We start from the raw sequence: 26,256 nt of genomic DNA on the forward strand, positions 1-26,256 counted from the left end.
ACGGGATCCTTGCGGTCGGGGAGGATGCCGTGACCGGCGACGTCGTAACCCCCGATATCGCCGCGGCCCCCGTCTTTGGCACCCCGGACCGCGCGCTGAGAAAGGTTCAGGCGTGCCGGACGCAGGCGAACAGGTGCCGTCCGTAGTTGTCCTGGTAGGGGGGACGGGAGTCGGCGTCCGGGCCCAGATCGACGATTTCGTCGAAGGACGTGTGCCGGGAGAGGAATTCCGCGATCGTCTTGGGGTTCCACCCCCTCAGCGACGTCCGGAACCATTCCTCATTCTCCTGACCGGTATCGAAGAACAGCACACGCCCTGTCACGCGATCCAGCAGCCGGAGAAGCTCCTCGGCACTGACAGAGCCGCGACCGAGTACGAAATGATGGAGCAAACTGAAGCAGGACACAACATCCCAGGTACGGTCGGCGGCGCGCAACAGGTCCACGCAGTCGCCGGTGGCGATGGCGCCGTCGGGCAGTCCGTAGACCGCCTTGCCCAGCGGAACCGCCAGGGGATCGCGTTCCATCCCCGAGGCCGCGAAACCCAGCTTGCCCATCTCCTTGACGAACCAGCCGTAGCAGCTGGCCACATCCAGGTAGGTCCCCTGGGTGGGGATGCGGCGTTCGGCCAGGAAAGAGATCATTTTCTCCAGCCGGTCGGTGCACTGGCGCACCGTCGTCCAGCTGTCGCGCAGCTCGGGTGCGTCGATCGGCTGGTACAGCTCACGGGTGCCGTCCAGCCAGCTCATCTTGAGCAGCAGGTCCTGCAGGGGAGTGGTCACGGGCAGCCATTTGGCGACCGCCCACACCGACTTGTGGCCGTTGCGCGCCGCCACGGCCAGCCGGTGGTGGCCGTCGAGGACCTGGTAGTAGCTGGAGTGGCGGATGGGGGCCACCAGGATCGGGTCCAAGGCGCCGCTCTGCTCGGGCCGCCGCCTGGTCGGGGCGGGAATGGTGCCCTTGTAGCGGCCGATGAAGGTGCGGGCCGAGTCGATGATGCCGGCGTCGTCGGCGGCGCCGAAGTAGCGGCCGCCGGCGGCGATGCAGCGCCGGGCCAGCCGGCCGTAGTCGCTGTCGAGGATCTCCTCGTCCGTCAGGTGCTCTTTGCTGTCGGCCAGTTCCAGCAGCCGCACGTGCGGCCCCTCCAGCAGCGGGGTCGACGGCCACAGCAGGTCACCGGTCCGCTCGGCGAACTCACGGGCGGTCCACCCGCTCTGCGCGCCCAGCAGCAGCCGGTCCAGCGGGACGCGGATGCGCCAGGGCCGGCGCAGCACCGCGGTGGAGAGCACGACCCGGGCCTTGGGCGGGATGGGCAGGCTGCGGCCGGCGTCGACCAGCCGGCCGTACAGCGGGCCGCTGGGGGTCAGCCCCGCCTTGCGCAGCACGGTGCGGGAACGGCGGCGTATCTGATCAAGGGCCGGAGACATGGGCTCTCCTCGCAGTCGGGTGGTCGGGGGTCGGGGCGGTCCGGGCGGCCAGGCGCCCGGGGACCAGCGAAGCGAACGCGGTGAGCGCCAGCCGCTCCCGGCCCGCCCACAACAGGGCGAGGTACGCCGGGCAGGCGAGCGCCAGGCCGGCTGCCAGCCCGCCGATGTTCGAACCGAAAAGAAGGCGCGCCAGCAGGGAAATGCCGCCGAAGCACAACGATACCGACGCCGTGGCCCACAGCAGGGCGGAACTGAAGGGAGTCATCGAGAGCATGGCCCGCACCTGCAAGAGCGGCAGCAGGTTGCGGGTCACCAAAGCCGCCGACCAGGCGATCGCCGCTCCGGTGGCGCCGTGATCGGGGATCAGCAGCAGGTTCAGCGCCAGGTTGACCGCCAGCGCCGCGACGTTGTTGGCCAGGCTCAGCCCGCTACGGCCGGCCATCAGCAGCATCACATCGACGGGGCCGCACGCGGTGGCCAGCAGCATGGTCAGCGCCAGCAGCACCGTCGTGGTCTGCCCGGCGCCGGCGTACCCTTCGCCGAACAGCGACAGGTAGACCGGGGCACCGACGGCGACGGTCAGGTGCACCGGCCAGGTCGCCATCACGATCCAGGCGGTGCTGGTGGCGAAGACCCGCTGGGCGCCGGCGCGGTCCTCCAGCGTCAGCTGCCGGCTCACCATGGGCTGCATCACCTGCTGGATCGCCTGGGTGGCCAGCTGGCCGATCACGATGAAGCGGGTCGCCGCGGTGTAGATGGCCGCGTTGCGGGGAGAGCTGAGCGCGGCCAGCAGCATGATGTCGGCCCGCTGCAGCGCCGTCTGGCAGATCTGCGCTCCGGCGCGCGGCGCGGTGTAACGCCAAAAACCGGAGATGAGCTCGGCCCGCTGCACCATTTCCCCCGGGCCGATGCGCGCGTCGGAGCGGCGGGCCAGGGCGCGGTACCACAGCGCGGCCGCCGCCAGCCCCGGCAGGTAGGGCAGCGCCCAGGCCAGGGCCAGCGCCACCGGGTGGTCGGTGAGCAGCCCGGCCAGCGCCGCGCCGCTCACCTGGGCGGTCTGCCGGAAGATCTTTTCGATCAGCACCGTCGGCCGCATGGTGCCGTGTCCCCGGGTGGCCGCCAGCAGCAGGTCGTGGGCGGTGGCCACCGGCAGGAACCCGGCCAGCACGCGCAGCATCGTGGTCACTTCGGCCGTCTGCTGCTCGCCCAGCAGGGCGGCCAGTGCGGGCGCCGCCACGGCCAGCGCCAGCGCCGCCGTCGCGGCCAGCGCGAAGACCGGCAGCAGGGCGATCGGGACGGTCCGGCGGGCCGCGGCGGCCCGTCCCAGCGCCAGATGCCGGGGCAGCCAGCGCACCAGGCCCGCGTCGGTGCCCAGCCCGCAGATCGCCGCCAGGATCACAAACAGCGACACCGCCGCGAAGAACGCACCGGCGGTCTGCTGCGAGTAGGTGTGGGTGACGACGACGACCAGGGCGAACCCCATCACGCCGGCCAGGACCGCGCCCACCAGGTTCAGGGAGCCGCCCCGCGCCAGCCGGGTGAGATCGCCGCCTCCTCCGTCCTTGCCGCCGGTCTTCTCCTCAGATGTCGCCATCGCCGCTGCCGGTCTTGCCGCTGGGTTTCATGGAGAACTCTTCCTGCTGCTCCGACCGGCGGGTCGGGGCCACGCGCCGGTCAGTGGGGTACTCCTCGGCCGCCGACCCGTTGTCCCGGTCGCCGGGCAGGCGGATGTCGTGGCCGTCCTTGACCGGCTTGCGGCCGGTGACCAGCTCCTCCCACACCACGGGCTCGTCCTCGGGGTCGGGGACCGGGGCGGGGATGGGCGCGGTGTCGGTGGACGACTCGCCGGCGCGCCGCTCGGTCGTGCCGGGCCGCCTGTCGGGTTTCCTGCCGGGCTTGGCGATGGGCAGCGGGCTGCTCTCCAGCACCGCCCCGATCACGGTCGCGCCGGCGCGCTGGGCTTCGATGTGCGCCTGGATGAGGTCCTGGCGGGTGGTCACCCCGCGTGAGACGACCAGCAGGACGGCGTCGGCGAGGGTGCACAGGGCCTGGGCGTCGGCGTCGTGCAGGCTGGGGCCGTTGATGACCACATAGTCCGACCGGCGGCGCATCGCCTTGATGGTGCTGCGCATCAGCGGCCCGCTGAAGCGGTGGGTGGCCTGCGCGGCGTCCCGTCCCCGCGGCAGCAGCCGCAGGTTGGAGTCGGCGTGAATGAGCAGCGTCGCCGGGTCGGTCCCGGAGATCAGGGTGTCCGACAGTCCCTTGGCGGGGCTGAGGCCGAACAGCTCCAGCGGGTCGGCCGCCGAGGCGGTCGCGTCGATCATGATCGTGGGCGAGCCGGCGAAGGCCAGCGCCACCGCCAGGTTGGCGGCGGTGAGCGTGACGGTCCCGCCCGGGGTGGCGCTGGCCACCAAGATCACGTACTGCTTGCCGGGCGCCCCGGCGACCACGGCGGCGCGCAGCCGCCGGTACCCCTCCGCCTGAGGGCCGTCCGGCTGGGTGACGAGCACCAGTTCCTCGCCCGAGGAGGGCGCCTCCGGGATCGTGCTGAGCGTGCGCAGCCCCAGCGCCTCGACGCTCTCGGCGTCCCGCAGCCGCTTGTCCAGCCGCGTGCGCACCAGCGCCAGCCCCGTTCCCAGCACCAGCCCGGCCACCAGGCCGGCCGCCCCGTAGATCAGCAGCATCATGTGGCCGGAACTCTTGGGCAGCCCGGCCGGCGTGATGATCTGCCCCGGGTCGATCGGGGTGCTGGCGATGGTGTTGATCTGCTCGTCGATGACGCCGAGCTGGTTGGTGTAGGCGGTGATCCGCTGGTTGAGGAACGCCCGTTCGGTGGCGTTGGCCCCGCTGAGCTGGCGGGTGGCCTGCTGCAGCGCCCGCTCCACCCGCTGGGCCTGCTCGCGCAGCTTGGCCATCTGGCCGTCGGTGACCGCCTTGGCGCGCTGCTCGCGGTGCTGCAGATAGGCGTTGGCGAACGCCTGCGCGCCGTCGCGCGCCCCCCTGGCCGACTGGTCGGTGTAGGAGATGTTGAGCACCTGGGTGTTGGGCGGCACGCTGACCGACACCTTGGCGCGCAGCCGGGCCGGATCGCTGCCGGGCAGCTGGCCGGCGGCCAGCTTGGCGACGGTGTCGGTGGTGACCAGCTGCGCCTCGGTCTCCAGGTTGATCAGATCGTCACCGCGGCCCTCCGGGGAGTAGGGGTTGCCTTCCAGAGGGGTCACCAGCACCGAAGTGGTCGCGGTGTAGGACGTTCCCTGCAGGAAGCCGACCGTGACCGCGAGCGCGGTGGTGATGAACGTCACGATGCCCAGGAGGAGCAGATGCTGGCGCACGGTGCGGATCAGCTGGCCCTCGCCCGGGGCTGGATGGTCAGTGGGCACGTGAATCCCCTCAGTCCGTCCGGTCGCGGCGCCTGTGGCTGCTTTGACCATATCTTGGTCTGCAGCTTGTCTGGTTGCGTTCATGTAAGGCCCGTTAGTGGAGAGATTGCAGCCGCCGGCGGGTGACTGTTGTGTGGTATGGAGGGCCGGTCAGGCTTTCTGCGGGCCGGTGAGCACCAACCCTTGCGCGGGAACGGTGGCCTGTTCGAAGGCCTGCATTCCCTTGACCAGTTCGCGGTCTGAGGCCCGTTCCCGTTCCACCACGATGAAGGTGAGGTCGCTGATGGCGGCCATGCTCAGCGCCTCGGCCGTGTGCGGCGCCACACCGGTGATCACCACGAGCTGAGCCTTTTCCCGGGCCTTGGCCAGGGCGCGTGCGAATCCGCGGTCCCCCTCACCGGAGGGGGTGCGGAAAACGGGAAAGGACGCATGTTCATCGGCGGTGCCCTCGTGTCCGCGCCGCGCCTTCCCATCGCCGGTGGCGTCCACGTGCACCAGCGCGGTCCGGGCCCCGCCCTCCACGCACAGGGAGGCCAGCCCGCGGGCGACGCGGACGCCCGCCTCGGGGGGCAGACCGGCCACCAGCACCGTGGAGGCCCGCTTGTCGAAGGCGAGATTGCGCAGCCGGCGATAGGTGTTGGAGCGGGCGGCCGAATGCTGACCGAGTTCCGCCAGGACCGGCACCTGCACCTGCGGCGGGATGTCGACGGCGGTGCGGATCAGGCGTGGCCGCCGGTTGCGCACCAGCGCGATCCCCACCCCGACGATCAGCCCCACTCCCGCCCCCGTGGCCGGGCCGAGCTCCCCGTTGACATCGTCGGGAGCGGTCGGCAGGGCGGGGCTGCGCAGCACCTCGCCGGACTGGATGGCGCGGCTCTCCAGCGCATGCAGCTCCTTTTCCACCGAAGAGAGCTGGTTCACCAGGGCCTGGCGCCTGCTGCGCGCGGTGAGGCGGGGCATCGCCGCCTCGTCTCCGGGCAGCGCGGCCAGCCGCTTCTCCAGCACCGCCCGCCTGCGCTGCAGGGCCTCCCGGTTGCGCTGCTGGACGCCTCCCACGATCTGCTCGCGCAGACTCAGATAGGCCTCCGCGACGATCCCGGCGCCCTGCTGGGCGGTCTCCGGCCGGGACGCCGAGACGGCGATGTTGAGCACCCGGGTGTTCGCCGGAGCAGTGATCTTGATGCGCCGGCGCAGCTCGTCATGGCCGACCCGGAAGCCCTGAAAGGAGCTCAGCCGGGTGAGCACCTCGTTGGAGAGCACCAGCTGGGCCTCGGTGTCCATGGTGGAGTTGCGCGGCCTGCGGGAGGAGCCGTCCTGGCCGGTCAGCCGCCGGCTGCCGGTGTGCAGCGGCTCGGCCGGCGCCATCACCGAGACCGTGGAGGTGTAGACGGGGGCGGTGGTCATCGTCCGCAGCAGCCCCAGGGCGGTGCCCAGCAGCACCGCCCCCACGATCACCAGGGCCTGCCGCCGCAGCAGCGAGGTGTAGTACGTCAGCGGGACCACATCGGGTCCCGCCTGCGCGCGGCGGCCGGCCCGGCTCTTCATCGCCGCCAAGGCGGTACGGTCCCCAGCATCTCGGCCAGCTTCTCGTCATAGGGCTCGAAGTGTTTCCTGAGCCGCTCCTGCAGCGCCTTCGGCAGGGCCGAGCCGGGACGGGCGTTGTGCCGTTCGAAGGAGGAGGGCCGCCAGGACGGCAGCCCCAGGTAGTCGATGATCCGGTCGTAGACGGACGCCGGATCGGCGAAGAAGTCCTCGGCGAACAGCACCAGCACCCGTTCCCGCCCGAACAGGGCGAACAACACCTCCAGCTGCTCGCAGTATTGACCGCGGTCCAGGTAAGAGTGGTGCCGGTGGCTGTGGCTCAGGTAAGTCGGGTCGGCCTTGATCCGCTCGACCTCCCCGGCCAGCCGCTGCGGCTCCAGTTCCAGGGCGCGTTCAAAGGACTGCTCGGTTTCAAAACCCCGGGCCAGTTCGTGCTTGTAGGCCGAGTAGGCCCGCTCGACCGGGTCGCGCAGAATCGCGATCAATTTCACACCCGGCAGATCCTGGGCGATCCGATGGGGCGCCAGCGGGTGGTGCATGTAATAGCCGGCGGATTCGAAGGCCAGCGGGCGTGTCCCGGCGGGCGCGCGCCGGTAGGCCGTCGCCCGCAACGGGAAATGCCCGCGGTACCAGTTGAAACCGCGGTGGTAATTGACGTCGAAGTAATGCACGCCCTTGTGGAAGTTGGGCTGGACGATGGCCGGATGGGCGGCCAGCGCGCGAAACAGCGACGTGGTGCCGCCGCGCTGGGTGCCCACCAGCAGGAAGTCGGGGATCATCCGGCCCTTGGCGGTCAGCCGCCCGCCCGTTCTGGAGATGGCGCGGCCGCTTTCCTTGACCCACTGCGGGGCGTCACGTCGCGAGATCACCTCACGCTCCCGTCATGCGCTCCGCCGGCCCGCTCGGCCAGCAGATCCAGCAACCGGTCGGCCGTCGGCCGCAGCGGGTCCCCGATCGGTTCCTGCGCGGCCAGCTGGTACCGACGGCACAGCTCCAGCAGGTACAGCTCCAAGGTGGCCAGGGCGGTCCGCCCGGTCAGCCCCAGCGGGGCCAGGCAGGCCACGGCGCCGGCCGGCCAGGTGCCATAGGGGTCGGCGCCCTTGGCCCGCGACGCCTCCTGCAGCCGGTAGTGCAGCAGGTCGAAACCGTTGGGCACGTCACGGGAGAACCGCTCCCAGTCCCACAGCTGCACCCGTCCCCGATGCCAGGCCATGTTCCACGGCGTCCAGTCGCCGTGCCAGGCGCCGAAGTCCAGCTCCACATCGCCGTAGGCGCTCTCGACGCGCTTGATCACCTCGGCCAGCCGCTCGGCCCGGCGCCCGTCCGCCACCTGGGCGGGCACTTCGGTCATCGCGGCCCAGAACGTGCTGTCGGCCAGCGCGGCGCGGCGGACCTCCACCGCGCCGAACACCGTGCGCATGGCCGCCAGCGGGACCGTGCGCCGCGGCCGCCAGCCGAGGGCGGAAGTGTGCAGCGCCGACAGCACCAGCAGCCCCCGGCCCTGCCAGTCGCCCAGGTGCAGCACCTCGGGGACGGTGACGCCGGGAAGGCTGCGGGTGCTCAGGTAGCGCAGCGCGGCGGCCTCCTGCGCGATGAGCGCGCGGGCGGTGGAGGTGTCGCCGACCTTGACGAAGGCCAGCGCGCGGCCTTGCGGGGTCAGGACGTGCAGGATGGGCTTGCGGTTGGCGCGGGCGGTGCCCAGGCCGACGCTGACCAGCACCCGCCGGCCGAGCAGCTCGCTCAGCCGGTCCTCCACCGACTCCCCGCCCCCGTCGATGCGCAGCCGGTCGCGCAGCGCCCGCTGCGGCCCCCCGCTGCGCAGCGCCAGCGCGCTCACGCTGCGCGAGATCCGCTGCCGGAGGCCCAGATCGTGGCTGTAGCGCCGCAGCGCCGCCGCCGAGGCGGCCGCGCTCTCCACCGGCAGCAGCAGCCGCGGCCGCGCGGCGTTGGGCAAAAAGGCCAGTTCCCGGCGGCCGGCCGCAACCGGGTCGGCGCTCGTCGTCACCCGCACCGACGCGCCGGGCCACAGCTCGGCCACGGCGTCCACCCAGGCCTGATCGACGCTCACCGGACCCTCTCCAGCACCGGCAGGACGGGGTTGTCCCGTTTGGCGCGCCACATGAGCGCCACCGCCACCATCACCGTGTACAGCGGTACCTCCACCAGGTCGTAGGTGAATAGGAAAAGACCGCACGACAGCAGCACGCAACAGCCGGCCAGGGAATAGGCCGACCGGTCCCGCCAGTGCCGGACGAACCGGAGCGTGAAGAACGCCAGGAACGCCACGGTGCCGACCAGGCCGTGCGCGAAGATCAGCAACCACAGGTGGCCCTGGGTGCCCAGCGGAGGAGGGGCGCACGCTTTGCACCCGGGGCGTTCCCCGCCGGCCACGGAGTCCAGGTCGCCCTCCACGTCCCTGGTGGAGCCGAAGCCCAGCAGCGGCGATCCGGTCCACGCGCTTTTGACCGTCTCGACGGCCAGCAGCGTCCGCCGGGTGTTGCTGTGCGGGTTGTCCAGCCGGGACTGCACCATGCCGGGCAGCGGCGAGGCCGCGATGATCAGCGCGCCGGCGCACAACCCGGCGATGGTCCAGCCCAGCACCCGGGCGCCGCCGATGGCGACCAGCCTGATGAGGCCGAACACCCCGATCAGGATCAGCGCCCCCCACAGGCCCCGGTTGAGCGAGTAGACGACCGGCCACAGCGAGGCGATCAAAATCACACAGCCGGCGATCCGCCGCCTGCCGCGGGCGCGCACGATCCAGGTGAGGACGAAGAACGGCAGGAAGAAGGCGTAGGCGGCGCCCCAGGTGTTGGAGTAGGCGAAGGGCGCCATGGGGCGGGACTGCTCAAAGCCCAGGATCGTCGACACGTCGGCGACCTTGGGATGGATGGCGTCCCGCAGGAAGGCGTTGGAGGCCAGGCCGTGCGGCAGCAGCATCTCCATCAGGGAGGTGAGCTGCAGGGTTGGCCAGAACGTGCCGACCAGCCCGCCGACCGTGGTCACGATGAACATGAAGCCCAGCAGGCGGCCGACCCTGCCGGTGGGCAGCTCTTCTTCGCTGCTGTTGCAGATGTAGAGCAGCACCACCGTGAACGACAGGTACCAGACCATCCGCCAGCCGAAGACCAGCAGCCGGGTGATGCCGCCTTCGGGAGAGGCGCCGGGGGCGTGCACCCACAGCACGGTGACGCCCAGCAGAACCCAGACGATGAAGAACAGCCACAGGCCGAATCCCGCGGGGGCCACAAGGGTGTTTCTGCGGCGCCACAGAAACATGGCCATGGGCACGGTCATCGCCATGAAGACGATGTGACCCAAACCCAGCAGCCACCACAGCGGATACCCCAGGAAGATCACACTCAGTGGCCATCCGGTGGGCAACCGCCACGGCAGGAGTGGCCGCGACGGCGTCAACGTGGATGTCACGTTCGCTCCAGATGTGCCCTGGCAGGGGGGTGAGATAAGAACGTTAGCGGTTCCCTGGTCTGCCGCGTGTGTCCAGCGATACCTTATGCGCCACGTAGGTGTGGGTGTACTCGGCTATATGAGTGGATCGGCCATCGGGGGTGCAGGCCGAGAACACATGGGGCGCCGGGCTGGATGTGCCCGGTAGGAACGACATGAGGAGCGCTATGCGCTTGCGAAAAGCTGTGTCGGTCATGGCCGGGCTGGCCATGGCCACGGGTGCGCTGGTGGGCGTGCCCACTGTGGCGCAGGCCAGTCCGGCCACCGGAGAACCGCACAACCGGATCGTCTCCGACGACCCGGTGGACTACACCCCGCAGATCCAGGACGGGTCGGTCAAGTCCATCGTCAAGATCGGCGACCGGATCTTCATCGGGGGTGACTTCACCCAGGTCAAGGAGCCGGGCGGCGGCAAGCCGATGCTGACCCGCAACCGGCTGTTCTCCATGAACGCCACCACCGGCGAGATCGACGCCGGCTTCAACCCCAACGTCGGCAACGGCGAGGTCAGCGTGCTGCTGCCCGCCTCCGACGGCCAGTCGCTGTACGTCGGCGGCACCTTCACCAGCGTGGGCGGGGCCTCCACCTCCCGGCTGGTGCGGATCAACGCCACCACCGGCCAGGTGATCAGCAGCTTCTCCGTGCAGACCAACGGCCGGGTGCGCGACCTTCGCCTGGCGAACGGGCGGCTGTACGTCGCCGGTGACTTCACCCACGTCAACGGGGTTTCCCGTCCGGCCCTGGCGGCGGTCAACCCCAACACCGGCGCGCTGCTGAACTTCCTGGACCTCAACATCTCCGGCACGCACCGGGGCCTGGGCGTGACCCTCGTCTACAAGATGGACATCACGCCCGACGGCTCCAAGCTGGTGATCATCGGCAACTTCAACTCGGTGGCCGGGCAGACCCGCAACCAGGTGGCCATGATCGACCTGAGCGGCGAGCAGGCCACGCTGGCCCCCTGGAGCACCACGCGTTACGCGGAGCTGTGCTCCTCGTCGTTCCACACCTACATGCGGGACGTGGACTTCTCGCCCGACGGCTCCTTCTTCGTGATCACCACCACCGGGGCCTACTCCGGCGGCCCGCCGAAGCTGTGCGACACCCACGCCCGCTGGGAGACCGCCGGTGGCGCCGACCAGCAGCCCACCTGGGTGAACTGGACCGGCGGCGACACCAGCTACGCGGTGGAGGTCACCGACGCCGCCGTCTACGTCGGCGGGCACTTCCGCTGGGCCAACAACCCCTTCGGCTCCGACAAGGCCGGCCAGGGCGCCGTCTCCCGGGAGGGCATCGCCGCCCTCGACCCGGCCAACGGGCTGCCCTTCTCCTGGAACCCCGGCCGCACCCGCGGCGTCGGCGTCTTCGACCTGCTGGCCACCTCCGAGGGCCTGTGGATGGGCAGCGACACCGACGAGGCCGGCGGCGAGTGGCACCCCAAGCTGGCGATGTTCCCGCTGGCCGGCGGGACCAAGGTCAAGCCCAACCACACCGGTGAGCTGCCGGGCAACGTCTACTACGCCGGCGGCCTCGGGCTCGCCGCGCAGAACTTCCTGCGGCACCGCTCCTTCGACGGCTCCACCGCCGGAAGCACCGTCAACCACTCCACGGGTGGCTTCGACTGGCGCACCATGCGCGGCGCCTTCATGATCAACGGCGAGCTGTTCTACGGCCACTCCAACGGCAAGTTCTACCGGCGCTCCTTCGACGGGGAGACGCTGGGCACGACGGTGACCGAGATCAACACCGCCGACCAGCTGACCAACATGTCGACCTGGCACAACCAGGTGCCCAACATCACCGGCATGTTCTTCGCCAACGGCCGGATCTACTACACCCGCGGCCAGTCGGCGCTGTACTACCGCTACTTCACCCCGGAGAGCAACGTGGTCGGCGCCCAGGAGCTGACCGCCGTGGGCAACATGTCCGGGGTGAACTGGAGCTCGGTCGGCGGGATGTTCGTCCACGGCGACAAGCTGTACTTCGTCAACAACAGCTCCAGCGGCCGGCTCTACCGGATGAACTTCGTCAACGGCGTGCCCTCCGGGACGCCCCAGCTGGTCGACAGCAACGACTGGCGGGGCCGCGCGGTGTTCCTGTACAGCGGCGTGCCCAACGAGCTGCCCGAGGCTTCTTTCACCAGCCAGTGCGATCAGCTGGAGTGCAGCTTCGACGCCTCGGCCTCTGAGGACCCGGACGGCACCATCGCCTCCTACTCGTGGGACTTCGGTGACGGCAAGACCGGCACCGGCAAGACCGTCGAGCACACCTACGACGAGCCCGGCACCTACACGGTCAAGCTGACCGTGACCGACAACCGCGGCGGCCAGGGCACCGTCACCGAGCAGGTGTCGGTGACGCAGAACGCCACCGCGATCGGCTACCGGGGCGGCGCCGGCTTCAACGCCAACACCCGCGAGGCGACGGTGACCGTGCCCAGCAGCGTCCAGCCGGGCGACGGCATGGTGCTCATCATGACCGCCAACAGCACCAGCGTCACGATCACGCCGCCGGCCGGGTGGACCCAGATCGGCACCCAGACGGCCGGCAGCGCGGTCTCCACGGTCTGGAAGCGGGTCGCCACCGCCGGCGACGCCGGCTCCACGGTGAGCGTCGGGGTCAGCGACTACGCCAAGGTCGACCTGCGGCTGCTGGCCTACGAGGGCACCGACACCGGCAACCCGGTCGCGGCCATCAGCGGACGGGTCGACGCCAGCACCGTCACCGAGCACGCCACGCCCACCGTCACGGTGAGCTCGGCCGGTGCGTGGGCGATCTCCTACTGGGCGGACAAGTCCTCCAGCACCACCGAGTGGACGGCGCCCAGCGGTCCGACCATCCGCGGCACCGGCGTCGGCTCCGGCGGCGGGCGGATCATGACCCTGGTCGGCGACACCGACGGCCCGGTTCCGACCGGCTCCTACGGCGGCCTGGTCGCCACGACCGACGCGGCCAGCCGGGGCCTGATGTGGACCATCATCCTGGCCCGTCAGAGCTGATCTAGGGGCCTGAGCCCGGAGAAGGGACGGCCGCCCGGGAATCCCGGGCGGCCGTCTTGTTGTGCCCCGGCGTGCGGACCAGGGAGTGCGAAGGGCTCCGGCCCGCAGGAGCGCCGGCCGCTACGGCCGGGGTCTGCTTGGGGGCGTTCTCCTGGCCCGGCAGGGCCGGGGCACCCATCAGGGCCGCCACGGTCGGCTTCAGGCTCGCGTTCTCCTGGCCCGGCAGGGCCGGCATAGGGCTTGAACCCGGTGAAGGGACGGGACCGGGCGGGGGCTTCGCCGCGTGCCGTGCACGGCGGGTTCGGCGCGTATGGCGGTCGCCATGATTCGCCGGGCCGTCCAGGGCATGGCGCGGGGGCGCCGGTTCGGCTCATGAGGGGCGGCGGGAAAGAGCCGCCGTGACACGGGTCGGCCCGCCCGGAAGCCCTCCGGGCGGGCCGACCCGTTCAGCTGCTGGGCGGAGAGCCGGCAGGCTCAGTCGCGGCAGAAGTCCTGCCAGGCCTTGCGGCTCGGCGCATCCAGCAGCCGGAAGTCACCCGAGGGCCAGTCCAGGTCGAAGTAGGCGACCCACAGGGCACCGGCCTTGCCGAGGTGGGCGACCATCTCCCGCAGCCACTTGGCGCGCTTTTCGCCGGTGTCCCCGCCGACCAGGTAGCTGCCCGTCTCGGCGATACCGAAGGGCAGTTTCTCCTGCTCGCTGACCTCGATGACCTTCTGGTACATCTGCTTGGGCGGCTCGTAGAGGCCCTTCTTGTCCAGCAGGTTGTACACGTCCCAGCCGAGCACCTGGATCACGTCGCGGCCCGGGTAGTAGTCGCGCCAGTTGCGCCCGGACCGGGCGTCCAGGGTCCAGCTCATCAGGACCAGCGTGGCCCTCAGGCGGGGATTGCCGGCCTGGTCGGCCAGGGAGCGCAGCCGCTTCCAGGCCGCCCGGTAGTCCGGGGCGGTGAACTCGCCGCTGCGGATGTTGTCCTCGGGCTCGTGGTAGTAGACCCAGTAGATGTCCTGGTCCTTGGGGGCGGTGGCGAACCACTCGCGCATGTAGCCGTCGTGCTTGCCCGACAGCACGTCCCGGGGGTTCATCTTGAACGACACCACGATGGGCCGCTTGCCGACGTCCATCTTGCCCGGCCACTTGGAGGGCAGGCCCGCGTAGAAGATGCGGACCATCTGGAGCCCGCCGTAGTACTTGTCGACCCGCGCCAGGGCCTGCTGGAAGGTCTCTCCGGGCAGGGTGTTGAACGAGGCGCCGCACAGCGGGGCGTCGGCGGGCTTGACCGGCGGCTGGGACGGCTGCGCGGGCGGACGCGGCTGAGCGCTGGTGTCGGGCGACGGCTGGGAGGTCGCGCTCGCGGTCGGGGTCGGCTTCGGCGTGGCCGTCGCGGTCGGCGTCGGCGACGGGGCCGCCGGGACGGTGGGGGAGGGCCGCCCGCCGTTCTCCTTGGCGGGGGTCAGGATCAGCCGCGGCCCCCGCGCGCCGGCCTCCCGGGAGTAGAGCGAGGCCGCCGACCAGTAGTTGGGGTTGGTCAGGGCGAAGGCGTAGGTGCCCGGACCGTTGACCCACGAGCTGACGTCGAAGGACAGCTCCCGGGTGCCTTGGGCGGTGATCTCGGCGGTGGCCAGCACCTCACCGGCTTTGGGGCGGTTGGCCCACGTGGTGTCCTTTTCGGACCAGCCGGTGGTGGGCAGCGAGCGCAGCTCCACGGTGGCGGGCTGGTGGTCGAGGCGGTTGAAGGTGAACCGCAGCCGGGCGCTGCGCAGGTTCTTCACCCCGGGCGGAACGACGAAGGACACATAAGCCTCGGTGTGCCAGTCGCTCCAATGGGAGGCCGTCAGTTTTTCGGCGGACCCTTTGTTGAGCCAATCCATCTGCCGCACCACATAGGTGTCGGCCACGGGGGGCACGGCCAGCGGATCCCCGTCCGTGGCGGTCATCGTGGCCGGGGCGCGGCGCGGGAGGGGCGCCACGTCGGCGGCGAGGACGCCTGCGGCCACTGTCGCTCCGGCCGCGCCCAACGCCACGAGGGCGCGTGTCCTGACGCGCCTTCGCTGCCTGCGCCGCCGTCGAGGAGGCAACGGTTGCGAACGCCGCGCGTCGGGCCGGTGATGGCGGGAAGGGAACCGATCTGGTGGCCGATGAGCTGACACGGACCGTTCCTTTCTGACGGATGCGGCGCGCGGGGCCGCTGTGTAAATTGCCGCTCAGAGTAGCGGGTGCGCCCGCACATCGCAGCACAGTGCCGTTTTCGGTATGGCCTTCGACCGGTTGCGGTGACCGGAGCATACCGCCGTGGCCGCCCCGTCAATCATTGTCGTCACTTTCTGTGAGTAAACTGTCACTGGCGCGGTGGGCGGTTCCCCTATTGATCTTTTCGGTGTGCTTCTGCCGGTGCATTGCCGTCATGGCCGACTGCGGTCGCAGGAGGCCCTCCCGCAGTGGGCGGCGGCGCGGGAGCATGGGCCGCGGAGCGAAAAACGCCGCCGGAGCGTGATCGGTGCGACGCGGGGAGTCGCACAAAATGGCTTGCGAGTTACCGCAAGTAACGTTCGTGATAACTGAACGCCGTGTGGATAAGCGGCACATAGGCTCGCGGGACGACGCTGGGGAACCGAAACGGGGGAGCGATGTCCAAAGGGCCGATTGCGGTGATCGTGCTTTCGCACCGCGACAGTGAGCAGGTGACACGCCTGATCCACCGGATCACCGAGGGAACCAATAGCTTCGCCGTCATCCATCACGACCCCTCCGGGGAGCCGCTGTCGATTCCGCCCTCGTCGCAGGTGGCGGTGATCCCCGATCCGATCCCCTGCAAGTGGGGCAGGCTGTCGCTGGTGCAGGCGCAGTGGAAGACGCTGCAGTGGGTCGCCCGGAACGTTCCGGAGTTCTCCTGGGCGCTGCTGGTGTCCGGGCAGGATTATCCGATCCGGAAGATGAGCGCCATCGAGCAGGAACTCGCCGGCTCGCCCTACGACGCCTACCTTCGATATTTCCGGGTGGGCCCCGACCCGGCCGAGGACGTCATCCCCTGGCAGGCGCTGACTCGCCGTCGCTACCTCTACAAGCGGCGCGTACCGTTTTCCCGCCGTTCGGTGACGCTGCCGTTCAAACGCCGTCACCCGTATCGGAACGGCGTTGAGCTGTATGTGGGGGACATGTGGTTCAACCTGTCGGCGCCCACCGTCGCCGCGGTGCTGGATGCACGGCAGATGTCCGAGCGGATGTTGTCCTACCTGCGCTTTGCGCCGATCCCGGACGAGACGTTCATCGCCTCGATGACGCTCAACGTCCACCCGGCCCCGAACGTGGCGCACGACAGCAAGCGCTACATCAAGTGGGGAAGGCGGCAGCTGCACCCGCAGATCATCACCGCCGAGCACCTGCCCGATCTGCGCGCCAGCGACGCCTTCTTCGCCCGCAAGATCGACCGCTTGGCGCATCCGGAGATCCCGGACCTGCTCGACCGGCTCGCCGAGGAGAGAACGGCCTCATCCGGGTGAGCCCTTCCCGGCGTGCATCTTGAGGGCCGGGGGCGGAAACCTCAGGGCGTTGCGACGCTGCAGGGCCGGGACGGCGTGCTGAAAAGTGCCGGTGAGCAGAGCGCCCTCGGCCGGAGGAGGCGTGCCGGAAGGGTTCAGTACTGCTTGCCGTGACGGATCCGGTGGGCGAACACCCGCAGCACATAAGAGCCCAGCTCGATGGTGTAGCGGTACCACAGCCGCTTCGGGTCCCGGCTGAGGCGGTAGAGCCAGCCCAGGCGCAGCCGCAGCACCCATGCCGGGTACCAGTCCCGGCGCTCGCTCAAATGCTCCAGGTAGGCGCCGCAGGTGACGATCACCGGGACGTCGAGCCGGTCCCGGTTCTCGGTCACGAAGATCTGCTGCAGCGGGGTGCCCAGGCCCACGTGCAGGATGTCCGGGCGGGCGGCGTTGATCTCCTTGACGAGCCGGTCGGCATCGGCGGGCGGGATGCGGCCCGACTCATCGGCCCAGTGCCCGTGCTGGACGCCGACGATGGGCAGCCCCGGGTACCACTGGCGCAGGTTGGCCGCGGCGGTCTCGGCGACGCCGGGCGCGCTGCCGAGCAGGTAGGTGCGCCAGTTGTGCCGGGCGGCCAGGCCGAAGAACTCGTCGGTGAGGTCGTCGTTGGCCATCCGGCAGGGCACCGGGCGGCCGAAGATCCGCGTCGCCATCACCACGCCCCACCCGTCGGCCAGGACGAGGTCGAAGGAGTTGATCATCTGGCGCAGCCGCGCGTCCTTGCGGGCCGCCATCACATAGTTCGGGTTGGCGAAGGTCACGGTCAGCCGGCGCCGCGTGGCGATGGCCTTGGCCATGAGCTCGCTGAAGCGCTCGGCGTCGAGCCGGCTCACCTCGACACCCAGGACGTCCACGGTGTCGTGTGCCCAGTCCATTCCCATGCTCCCAGCTCGGTCCTCCTGCCCAGGGCGCAGGCTGGGAGAGTCTACGGGAAACGCGGGCAGAGCGCCGGAAAGCGCCGCCAAGGGGTCTGGGGCGGGCGCGGGGCGGCTCAGGAGTCCCGGTCGGCCACGGCGCCGGCCCGCTGCGGCTCGTCCCGCGCCGGCCGCAGCAGCGGCAGGCCGTGGCGGTGGCGGACGAAGAGCCACACCGCGACGGCGGCGGCGATGGCGCCCAGCAGGCTCCAGGCCATGGCGGTGGGGCCGAGACCGAACATCTTCAGCGCGGAGGCCAGCAGGACCAGCGCCAGCAGCCGGCGGATCAGGCCGCCGGGGGCGCGCGAGGAGATCCGCGAGCCCAGGTAGACGCCCGGGATGGAGCCGGCCAGCAGCGCCAAGGTGACCTCCAGGTGGAAGTCGCCGAACAGCAGATGCCCCAGCGCCGCGGAGAAGACCAGCGGCACCGCCTGCAGCAGGTCGGTGCCCACCAGCTGGTTGGCCTTCAGCGTCGGGTACAGCGCCAGCAGCCCCACGATGATCAGTGAGCCGGAGCCCACCGAGGTGATGCCGACCACCAGCCCGCCGATCGCGCCGACCAGCGCGGTGGGGATGGGCCGCACTTTGATCTCGGGGGGTTCCACGGCGGCCGGCTCGCCCGGTTCGGCGGTGCGCCGCCGCGCCTTGGGGTGGCGGGCCGCCCGGTCCACCATCGCCTGGTAGATCCGCACCGCCAGCCCGGCGGCGGCGATCAGCAGCGCGACCCCCATGGCGTTGCGGATGACGTCCTGGACCTCTTCGCCGTCGCCCAGGGCGCGGGCGACCAGCACCCCGCAGAAGGCGGCCGGCACCGAGCCGACGCACAGCCAGCCCACCAGGCGCATGTCGATGGTGCCCCGGCGGTAGTGCACGGCGCTGCCGACCGGCTTCATCACCGCGGCGGCCACCAGGTCGCTGGAGACCGCCGTCAGCGGGGAGACCCCGAAGAAGGTCACCAGCATCGGCGTCATCAGCGCGCCGCCGCCCATGCCGGTGAGCCCGATGACGATGGCCACCAGGAACGAGCCGAGCGCCATGGCGTAGTCGAAGTGCATCGGCATGACCTACTTATTTAGTGGACAATTCCGGCAAACCGCCCACCAGAATACGCAGGTCTCAGGAATTCACTCCGGTCGCACCCAGCCCCCGGCCACCAGCAGGTCCAGCACCCGCTGCACCGCCTCCTCAGGGGTCATCTGGGAGGTGTCCAGCACCAGGTCGGCGTCGTCGGGCTCCTCATAAGGATCGGAGATGCCGGTGAACTCCTGGATCAGCCCCGCCCGCGCCTTGGCGTACAGGCCCTTGCGGTCGCGCCGCTCGCACTCCTCCAGCGGAGTGGCCACATACACCAGCACGAAATCCCCGACCGCCGACACCATCTTGCGCACCTCGGCGCGGGTGGCCGCGTACGGGGCGATGGGCGCGCAGATCGCCACCCCGCCGTGCCGGGTGATCTCGGCGGCCACATAGCCGATCCGCCGGATGTTGAGGTCCCGGTCGGCCTTGGAGAACGTCAGCCCGGCCGACAGCAGCCGCCGCACCACGTCCCCATCCAGCAGCGTCACGGTGCGTCCGCCGCGCTCGATCAGCGCGTCGGCCAGCCCGCGCGCCACCGTCGACTTGCCCGAGCCCGACAATCCGGTGAAGAACACCGTCAGCCCGCGGCGCAGCTTCGGCGGGCGCGCCGCGGCCAGCTCGGCGGCCACCGCCGGCGGGGTGAACCACTCGGGGATCGGCTCGCCCTTGTCCAGCAGCTCGTTGAGCTCCTCTTGGGTCAGCTCGGCCCGCACGTGCTCGGGGTCGATGCGGGCCAGGGGACGCCACACCTCCACGTCGGCGTCATAGGCCCACGGCTCGGGCACCACCGCCGGGATCGCACCGCCCTCGACCTCCCGGTCGCTCATCAGGTGGGTCGCCCCATAGGCCGCCGCCACGTGCGAGCGCAGCAGCAGGTCGCGGTCGGAGCCGGACGGGGCCTCCGGGCGCGGCGGCAACGGCACCGGCACCACCTGCGTGCCCTCGGGCAGCTCCCGGCGCACCGCCAGCAGCGCCCGCACCAGCGACTCGTCGTGGTCGCCGCCCAGCAGCGGCAGCACCAGCACCGTGGCGCCGAGCTGCTCGGTGAGCTGGCGGAGCTGGCCGAGCTGCTTGCGGTGCAGCGGCTCGCGGGTGGTCACCGCCAGCACCGGGCCGCCCGTCAGCTCGGCGGCGACCTGCTCGGGACGGCGCCGCAGCCGGTGGAACGGTCCGTGCGCCGGGGCCCGCAGCGGCTCCAGCGGACCGGCCAGCCGCCACCCCGAGGAGGTGGGGTCCTGCCAGGCCTCGGTGACCTGCAGCACCGCCAGCGGCACGCCCTCGGGGTCCTGCAGCACCAGCCGCTCGCAGTCGGTCATCTCCTTGGGGACCGCCAACGTGACCGGCACCGGCCAGGGCGTGCCGTCCGCCAGTCGCCCACCGGCGATCACCATCGCGGCATCGAACGAACCCAAAAAGCCCGCCAGCGGACGGTAGGCCCCGGCCAGCAGCAGCTCCAGATCGGCCAGCTCGACCGGGTCGGGCGTCCAGGCCGGCAGGTCGCGCAGCATCTCAGGAAGGCCGGCTTCGGCGGTCACCGCTTCTCTCCGTTCCCGGCCCAGGCGACATCCCGGGCCGGCCAGGTCAGTTGGGGTACGCGCCAAAAAATACTGCCGAGCGGGCGGCCGGTGCACATCGAGTCCGGTTCCCGGTGACAAGGACCGGCCTCCTGCGGCGGCCGTGCGGGAACCGGTGCGGACCGAGGCGGCCGCGGCGGCCGCGGCGGTCAGATGACCCGGGCGAACCGGTTCTCCGGTTTGCGGATGACCAGCGTCACCTCGCTGTGGGTGCCCGGCAGCCGGCCCCGGCTGCAGGCCGCCACCAGCCGGCACATCGTCGCGGTGCCGCGCCCGGCCCCGGCCAGCAGCCGGTCGGACAGGTACTCCTCGGCGATGGCCAGCCCCCGCATCATGCAGTACCAGTGCATGCCCGCGCGGGAGGTCACCGGCTCGTAGACGGCCGGCGGCGGCTCGTCGCCGCCGCGGCGGCGGCGCCGCAGCGGGCCGCGGGACGGCAGCAGCCGGTCCACGAAGCCGAAGGCGGTGCCCCGGTCGCGCAGCGTGACCAGCAGCAGCCCGCCCGGCTTGAGCGCGGCCACGATCCGGTCCAGCACCAGCTCGGCGTGCGGCAGCCGCTCGATGAGGAACGGGGCGTGGACGATGTCGAAGGCCCGCGGCGGCAGCGGCACCGTGCGCAGGTCGCCCAGGTGGAAGGCGTCCAGGTCGGTGCGGGCCTCGGTGTGCGCGCGCAGCGCGGGGACGTCCAGGTCCACCCCGGTCACATGGCGCTCCACGTCGCCGAGGTCCAGACCGCCTCCCCAGCCGCAGCCGGCCTCCAGGATGCGCAGGGGCCGGCCCCGCTGCGCGTGGGCGTACTGGCGGGCGCGTGCGGAGAACAGATCGCCGTCGCTGACCGGCGGCGTACACAGGTCGGTCACGCTCCGCAGAGTAGCCATCCGACTCCGCGGCGTCCGTTATTTGCGGTACCTTGACGTGTTCCTGACATGACCGCCGGCGGGACGAGGGGCGTGCTCGCCGCACCGGCGGCCGCCCGGGCGGTGCGTAGACTGGAGGCGGCCCGGAAGGTCGCACGCGGGGACCCCGGGTTCTTCGGGCCGCCCCCGGGCGGGGCTGTCGCGGCCTGGCCTGCCGACCCTGGGTGATCATGACTCTTACTGGACTTTTGGACGTCGCCGCCGGCGATCGGGCCCTGGCGCAGGCGCTGCGGCGGGCGCGCGCCGACCACGACCTGGTGGCCCCGGCGGCGCTGTGGCCGATCGTGGCCGCCTCGCTGGCCCGGGCGAGCGAGACGGGCGTGGTGCTGGCGGTGACCGCCACCGGCCGCGAGGCCGAGGACCTGACCGCGGCGCTGGGCTGCTTTCTGGACCCCCACCGGGTGGCGCACTTTCCGGCCTGGGAGACGCTGCCGCACGAGCGGCTGTCGCCGCGCTCGGACACCGTCGGCCGGCGCCTGGCGGTGCTGCGCCGCCTGGCCCACCCCGACCCCGACGATGTGGCCGCCGGGCCGCTGGATGTGGTGGTCACCCCGGTGCGGGCGGTGCTGCAGCCGATCGTCTCCGGGCTGGGCGACCTGGAGCCGGTGCGGCTGCGCACCGGCGACGAGGCCGACCTGGAGGAGGTCGTGCGGCGCCTGGCGGACGCCGGCTACCAGCGGGTCGACCTGGTCGAAAAACGCGGCGAGCTGGCCGTGCGCGGTGGCATCCTGGACGTCTTCCCGCCCACCGAGGAACACCCGCTGCGGGTGGAGTTCTGGGGCGATGCCGTCGAGGAGATCCGCTACTTCAAGGCCGCCGACCAGCGCTCCCTGGAGGTCGCCCAAGACGGGCTGTGGGCGCCGCCGTGCCGGGAGCTGCCGCTGAACGCCGCCGTCCGGCAGCGGGCCCGCGAGCTGGCCGAACGGCACCCGGCGCTGGAGGAGGTCCTGCTGCGGATCGCCGACGGCGAGGCGGTCGAGGGCATGGAGGCCTTCTCCCCGGTGCTGGCCGACCGGATGCAGCTGCTGGTGGAGCTGCTGCCCGAAGGGTCGTCCCTGCTGGTGTGCGAGCCGGAGCGCATCCGCACCCGGGCGCACGAGCTGGTGCGCACCAGCCAGGAGTTCCTGGAGGCCAGCTGGGTCAACGCCGCCGCCGGCGGCCAGGCCCCCATCGACCTGGGCGCCGCCGCCTTCCGCGACCTGGCGGAGGTGCGCGAGCAGGCGGCCGCCCTCGGCCTGGCCCGCTGGACGGTGACCGCGCTCACCCCCGAGGAAGAGGACGCCGTCCAGCTGGACGTCCACCCCGCCGAGCAGTACCGGGGCGACACCGCCCGGATGGTCGGCGACATCAAACGCTGGGTGGACGAACGCTGGCGGGTGGTGCTGGTGACGGCCGGGCACGGGCCCGCCGCGCGGCTGGCGGAGATGCTGGGCGAGGAGGGCCTGGGCGCCCGCCTGGCCGACCTGCCCGAGCCCCCCGAGCCGGGGGTCGTCCACGTGACCACCGGGACGCTCGGCGGCGGCCTGGTGTGGCCGGCGGCCCGCCTGGCGCTGCTCACCGAGACCGACCTGTCCGGGCAGCGCGCCTCCACCCGGGACATGCGGCGCATGCCCTCGCGGCGGCGCGGCGGCATCGACCCGCTGCAGCTGCGCCCCGGCGACTACGTCGTCCACGAGCAGCACGGCGTCGGCCGCTACGTGGAGATGGTCAGCCGCACCGTGCAGGGCGCCACCCGCGAGTACCTGGTGCTGGAGTACGCCCGCGGGGACCGGTTGTTCGTCCCCACCGACCAGCTGGAGGAGATCACCCGCTACGTGGGCGGGGAGTCCCCCACCCTGCACCGGCTCGGCGGCGCCGACTGGGCCAAGTCCAAGGCCAGGGCGCGCAAGGCCGTCCGGCAGATCGCCGGGGAGCTGATCCGGCTGTACTCGGCGCGGATGGCCACCCCCGGCCACGCCTTCGGCCCCGACACCCCCTGGCAGCGGGAGCTGGAGGACGCCTTCCCCTACACCGAGACCGCCGACCAGCTCGCGGCGATCGAAGAGGTCAAGGCCGACATGGAAAAACCGGTCCCGATGGACCGGCTGATCTGCGGCGACGTCGGCTACGGCAAGACCGAGATCGCGGTGCGCGCGGCGTTCAAGGCCATCCAGGACGGCAAGCAGGTGGCGGTGCTGGTGCCCACCACGCTGCTGGTGCAGCAGCACCTGTCCACCTTCGCCGAGCGCTTCGCCCCCTTCCCGGTGGTGGTCAAACCGCTCAGCCGCTTCCAGACCGACGCCGAGGTCGAGCAGACCCTGCGCGGCCTGGCCGACGGCACCGTGGATCTGGTGATCGGCACCCACCGGCTGTTTTCGGCGCAGGCCCGCTTCAAGGACCTGGGCCTGGTGATCATCGATGAGGAGCAGCGGTTCGGGGTCGAGCACAAAGAAGAGCTCAAGCGGCTGCGCACCCAGGTGGACGTGCTGGCGATGTCGGCCACCCCCATCCCGCGGACGCTGGAGATGGGCCTGACCGGCATCCGGGAGATGTCGACCATCTTGACCCCGCCGGAGGAGCGGCACCCGATCCTGACCTTCGTCGGCCCGTACGACGACAAGCAGATCGCCGCCGCCATCCGCCGCGAGCTGCTGCGCGAAGGGCAGGTGTTCTTCGTCCACAACCGGGTCCGCTCCATCGACCGGGTGGCCGCCAAGCTCAAGGAGCTGGTCCCCGAGGCGCGCATCGCCACCGCCCATGGCCAGATGAACGAGCACCAGCTCGAGAAGGTCATGGTGGACTTCTGGGAGAAGAACTACGACGTGCTGGTGGCCACCACCATCGTCGAGTCCGGCCTGGACATCCCCAACGCCAACACGCTGATCGTGGACCGCGCCGACACCTACGGCCTGTCGCAGCTGCACCAGCTGCGCGGCCGGGTCGGCCGGGGCCGCGAACGCGGCTACGCCTACTTCCTGTACCCGCCGGAGAGCCCGCTGAGCGAGACCGCGCACGAGCGGCTGGCCACCATCGCCCAGCACACCGAGATGGGCGCCGGCATGTACGTGGCGATGAAGGATCTGGAGATCCGCGGGGCCGGCAACATCCTGGGCGTGGAGCAGTCCGGCCACGTCGCCGGCGTCGGCTTCGACCTGTATGTGCGGATGGTCGGCGAGGCCGTCCGCGAGCTGAAGGCCAAGGCCGGCGGCGAGCCCGAGCCGCCCCAGCTGCCGGAGACCAAGGTGGAGCTGCCGGTCGACGCGCACCTGCCGCACGACTATGTGCCGGGGGAGCGGCTGCGGCTGGACGCCTACCGCAGGATCGCCGCCATCACCTCCGACGAGGAGATCGCCGAGGTGCGGGATGAGCTGACCGACCGCTTCGGCGCCCCGCCGGAGCCGGTGCTCAACCTGCTGGAGGTCGCCCGGTTCCGGGCCCGCGCCCGCCGCGCCGGGCTCACCGAGGTCACCGTCCAGGGCAACCACATCAAGTTCGCCCCGGTGGAGCTGCCGGACTCCAAGCAGGTGCGGCTGCAGCGGCTGTACCCCAAGAGCATCTACAAGGCCGCTGCGCGTACCCTGCTGGTGCCGGCGCCGAAGACGGCGCCGCTGGGCGGCCGCCCGCTGCGGGACGTCGCCCTGCTGAAGTGGGCCACCGACCTGGTGGAGGCAATGTTCGCCGAGCCCGCGCGCACCTAGTGAAGACGACTTGTGACGATGGGAGCCTCGTGTTCCGTATCCCCGTGAAGACGGCGCTGACGGCCGGGGTCGCCGCCGTGCTGCTGACCTCCTGCCAGCCGATGAAGATGGGCTCGGCGGTCATCATCGGCGACGAGCGGATCACCACCGCCTCGCTGGACCGCACCGTCCGGCAGTGGAACGAGCAGTTCCGCGCCGACCCCGAGGCCAACATGAAGCGCAGCCGCACCTCCGCCCCCGGCCAGCAGCTGCCGCTGGACTCGGTCAGCGAGTCGGAGATGCGCCTTGCGCTCTCGCACCTGGTGCGCATCCGCATCTCCGACCGGGTGGCCCGCGAACAGGGCATCGACGCCGGCAACAGCCGGGTCGACCGGCTGATCGAGCAGTTCGGCGGGCAGCGCGAGGCCGAGTCCACCACCCTGGCCTTGGGGCTGCCGGTCGGCTACACCCGCGACCTGTTCCGCGACCTGCACATCCAGCAGGAGCTGCTGCGGCGCTACGGCGACGACGGCGTGCAGGGCAGCGAGCGCAACGTCCAGGCCAACCGCCGGGCGGTGGCGCTGTACACCGAGACCGCCCGGCGCATGAACATCAAGATCAACCCCCGGTACGGCACGTTCCGGATCGACCAGCTGGCGGTGGGCCCGGTCGTCCACCGGCTGTCGAAGGGCGAGACCGGCACCGGGCGGGCTCCGGGGAGCGCCGGCTGACATGGGGCTGACCGTGCTGGCGACCACCCACCGGGTGCCGGCCGGGCTGCTGAGCTGGCGGGCCTGGCAGGCGCTGCGCTCGGCCGACCGGGTGCTGGCCCGCGACGGGCAGCCGCAGCTGCCGTACCTGCGCGAGGCCGACGTCGCCGTGGAGATCGTCGAGCGGACCGAGGCCGGTCCGCTGGCCGAGCTGCTGGTGCGGGCCGCCGCCGACCGGGCCGTGGTGTGGGTGGCCGACCCCGACGGGGACGAGGAGCTGATGCGCCGGGTCGGCGAACTGGTGGTCGCCGCGCCCGAGCCGGTGGAGGTCGAGGTGCTGCACGGCTCCTACGACCTGCCGGGGGCGCGGCTGCTGGACCTGGTGTCGGTGATGGACACGCTGCGCCGCCAGTGCCCCTGGGACCGCAAGCAGACCCACGCCACGCTGGTGCCGTACCTGCTGGAGGAGGCCTACGAGCTGGCCGACACCGTCGAGGACGGCGACTATGCGGCGCTGCGCGAGGAACTGGGCGATGTGCTGATGCAGGTGGTCTTCCACGCCCGCGTCGCCGAGGAGCGCACCGACGACACCCGCTTCACCATCGACGATGTGGCCGCCGGCATCGTCGACAAGCTGGTGCGCCGCCACCCGCACGTCTTCGGCGACGTGACGGTGGCCGACGCCGACGAGGTCAACGCCAACTGGGAGCAGATCAAGGCCGCCGAACGCGCCGCCAAGGGGGAGAAGGCCTCCATCCTGGACGGCGTGGCGATGGGGCAGCCGGCGCTGTCGCTGGCGGCCCAGCTGCAGCGGCGCGCCGCCCGCGCCGGGGTTCCCCAGGAGGTGTGGCGCGAACTGGCCGAGGAGAGCGGCGAGGAACTGGGCGTGGAGCTGTTCGAGCTCGTCCGCAGGGCACGGGAGGCGGGACGGGACCCCGAGGCCGCGCTGCGCACGGTGGCCCGCGCCTATGCCGCCCGGGTGCGCCAGTGGGAGTCCTCCCGCAAGGAGTGACCCCTTTCCCGGACCGCCGCCGGCTGTGCCGGGACCCAAGAAGG

General features: G+C 71.5%; 17 protein-coding genes. 5 read left to right on the forward strand and 12 right to left on the reverse strand.

From position 1 onward, the window contains the following. Nucleotides 1–106 precede the first annotated feature (106 nt). From TCUR_RS04965 to TCUR_RS04995, 7 genes are all read right to left on the reverse strand, one after another. On the reverse strand, nt 107–1,426 hold the full coding sequence (locus TCUR_RS04965) for a ParB N-terminal domain-containing protein (protein ID WP_012851378.1): 1,320 nt from the start codon (nt 1,424–1,426) through the stop codon (nt 107–109). Continuing rightward, the gene (locus TCUR_RS04970; protein WP_012851379.1) at nt 1,410–3,020 is read right to left on the reverse strand and encodes a lipopolysaccharide biosynthesis protein; all 1,611 of its coding nucleotides are present in this window, start codon (nt 3,018–3,020) and stop codon (nt 1,410–1,412) included. Before TCUR_RS04970 ends, TCUR_RS04965 begins: the two co-directional genes overlap by 17 nt. Further along, nucleotides 3,007–4,806, reverse strand: a complete 1,800-nt coding sequence (locus TCUR_RS04975) for a tyrosine-protein kinase domain-containing protein (protein ID WP_012851380.1) — start codon at nt 4,804–4,806, stop codon at nt 3,007–3,009. Before TCUR_RS04975 ends, TCUR_RS04970 begins: the two co-directional genes overlap by 14 nt. A gap of 150 nt (nt 4,807–4,956) precedes the next feature. Then, nucleotides 4,957–6,351 carry a YveK family protein gene (locus tag TCUR_RS04980; RefSeq protein ID WP_012851381.1) on the reverse strand — a complete coding sequence of 465 codons (1,395 nt, stop codon included), beginning with the start codon at nt 6,349–6,351 and terminating at the stop codon, nt 4,957–4,959. Continuing rightward, a complete protein-coding gene (locus tag TCUR_RS04985; protein ID WP_012851382.1) occupies nt 6,348–7,217 on the reverse strand; it encodes a sulfotransferase domain-containing protein in 870 nt (289 codons plus the stop codon). The genes TCUR_RS04980 and TCUR_RS04985 overlap by 4 nt, the downstream gene beginning before the upstream one ends. Next, on the reverse strand, nt 7,214–8,416 hold the full coding sequence (locus TCUR_RS04990) for a phosphotransferase (RefSeq protein ID WP_012851383.1): 1,203 nt from the start codon (nt 8,414–8,416) through the stop codon (nt 7,214–7,216). Before TCUR_RS04990 ends, TCUR_RS04985 begins: the two co-directional genes overlap by 4 nt. Next, complete coding sequence (locus tag TCUR_RS04995; protein WP_012851384.1) at nt 8,413–9,708, reverse strand: hypothetical protein; 1,296 nt, start codon at nt 9,706–9,708, stop codon at nt 8,413–8,415. Before TCUR_RS04995 ends, TCUR_RS04990 begins: the two co-directional genes overlap by 4 nt. Before the next feature lie 275 nt (nt 9,709–9,983). Between TCUR_RS04995 and TCUR_RS05000 the strand changes: the two genes are divergently transcribed. After that, nucleotides 9,984–12,815, forward strand: coding sequence for a PKD domain-containing protein (locus tag TCUR_RS05000; protein WP_012851385.1), 2,832 nt, complete (start codon nt 9,984–9,986; stop codon nt 12,813–12,815). Between the two features lie 474 nt (nt 12,816–13,289). Here the strand turns inward: TCUR_RS05000 and TCUR_RS24665 are convergent, their stop codons facing one another. Further along, nucleotides 13,290–14,810: a CBM96 family carbohydrate-binding protein gene (locus TCUR_RS24665; RefSeq protein ID WP_012851387.1), complete on the reverse strand. Its 1,521-nt coding sequence runs from the start codon at nt 14,808–14,810 to the stop codon at nt 13,290–13,292. 630 nt (nt 14,811–15,440) lie between these two features. Between TCUR_RS24665 and TCUR_RS05015 the strand changes: the two genes are divergently transcribed. Then, a complete protein-coding gene (locus TCUR_RS05015; protein ID WP_012851388.1) occupies nt 15,441–16,313 on the forward strand; it encodes a beta-1,6-N-acetylglucosaminyltransferase in 873 nt (290 codons plus the stop codon). A gap of 134 nt (nt 16,314–16,447) precedes the next feature. Here TCUR_RS05015 and TCUR_RS05020 read toward each other — a convergent pair whose 3' ends face one another. The 4 genes from TCUR_RS05020 to TCUR_RS05035 form a co-directional block, all read right to left on the reverse strand. Further along, the gene (locus TCUR_RS05020; RefSeq protein ID WP_012851389.1) at nt 16,448–17,227 is read right to left on the reverse strand and encodes a WecB/TagA/CpsF family glycosyltransferase; all 780 of its coding nucleotides are present in this window, start codon (nt 17,225–17,227) and stop codon (nt 16,448–16,450) included. A 116-nt stretch (nt 17,228–17,343) separates the two neighbouring features. Then, nucleotides 17,344–18,321, reverse strand: a complete 978-nt coding sequence (locus TCUR_RS05025) for a sulfite exporter TauE/SafE family protein (RefSeq protein WP_012851390.1) — start codon at nt 18,319–18,321, stop codon at nt 17,344–17,346. Between the two features lie 69 nt (nt 18,322–18,390). Next, nucleotides 18,391–19,878: an adenylyl-sulfate kinase gene (cysC, locus tag TCUR_RS05030; protein ID WP_012851391.1), complete on the reverse strand. Its 1,488-nt coding sequence runs from the start codon at nt 19,876–19,878 to the stop codon at nt 18,391–18,393. Nucleotides 19,879–20,066: 188 nt separating this feature from the next. Continuing rightward, on the reverse strand, nt 20,067–20,777 hold the full coding sequence (locus TCUR_RS05035; RefSeq protein WP_148232930.1) for a class I SAM-dependent methyltransferase: 711 nt from the start codon (nt 20,775–20,777) through the stop codon (nt 20,067–20,069). A gap of 227 nt (nt 20,778–21,004) precedes the next feature. Between TCUR_RS05035 and mfd the strand changes: the two genes are divergently transcribed. Genes mfd through mazG form a run of 3 tightly spaced genes read left to right on the forward strand, consistent with a single transcriptional unit; the run spans nt 21,005 to nt 26,212 of the window. Beyond that, a complete protein-coding gene (gene mfd, locus TCUR_RS05040) occupies nt 21,005–24,511 on the forward strand; it encodes a transcription-repair coupling factor (protein WP_012851393.1) in 3,507 nt (1,168 codons plus the stop codon). A 44-nt stretch (nt 24,512–24,555) separates the two neighbouring features. Next, on the forward strand, nt 24,556–25,221 hold the full coding sequence (locus tag TCUR_RS05045) for a hypothetical protein (RefSeq protein WP_041439330.1): 666 nt from the start codon (nt 24,556–24,558) through the stop codon (nt 25,219–25,221). A gap of 1 nt (nt 25,222) precedes the next feature. Then, a complete protein-coding gene (gene mazG / locus TCUR_RS28280; protein ID WP_012851395.1) occupies nt 25,223–26,212 on the forward strand; it encodes a nucleoside triphosphate pyrophosphohydrolase in 990 nt (329 codons plus the stop codon). Nucleotides 26,213–26,256 lie beyond the last annotated feature (44 nt).

It is taken from the genome of Thermomonospora curvata DSM 43183 (assembly GCF_000024385.1).
In the GTDB taxonomy this organism is placed as follows: Bacteria; Actinomycetota; Actinomycetes; order Streptosporangiales; family Streptosporangiaceae; genus Thermomonospora; species Thermomonospora curvata.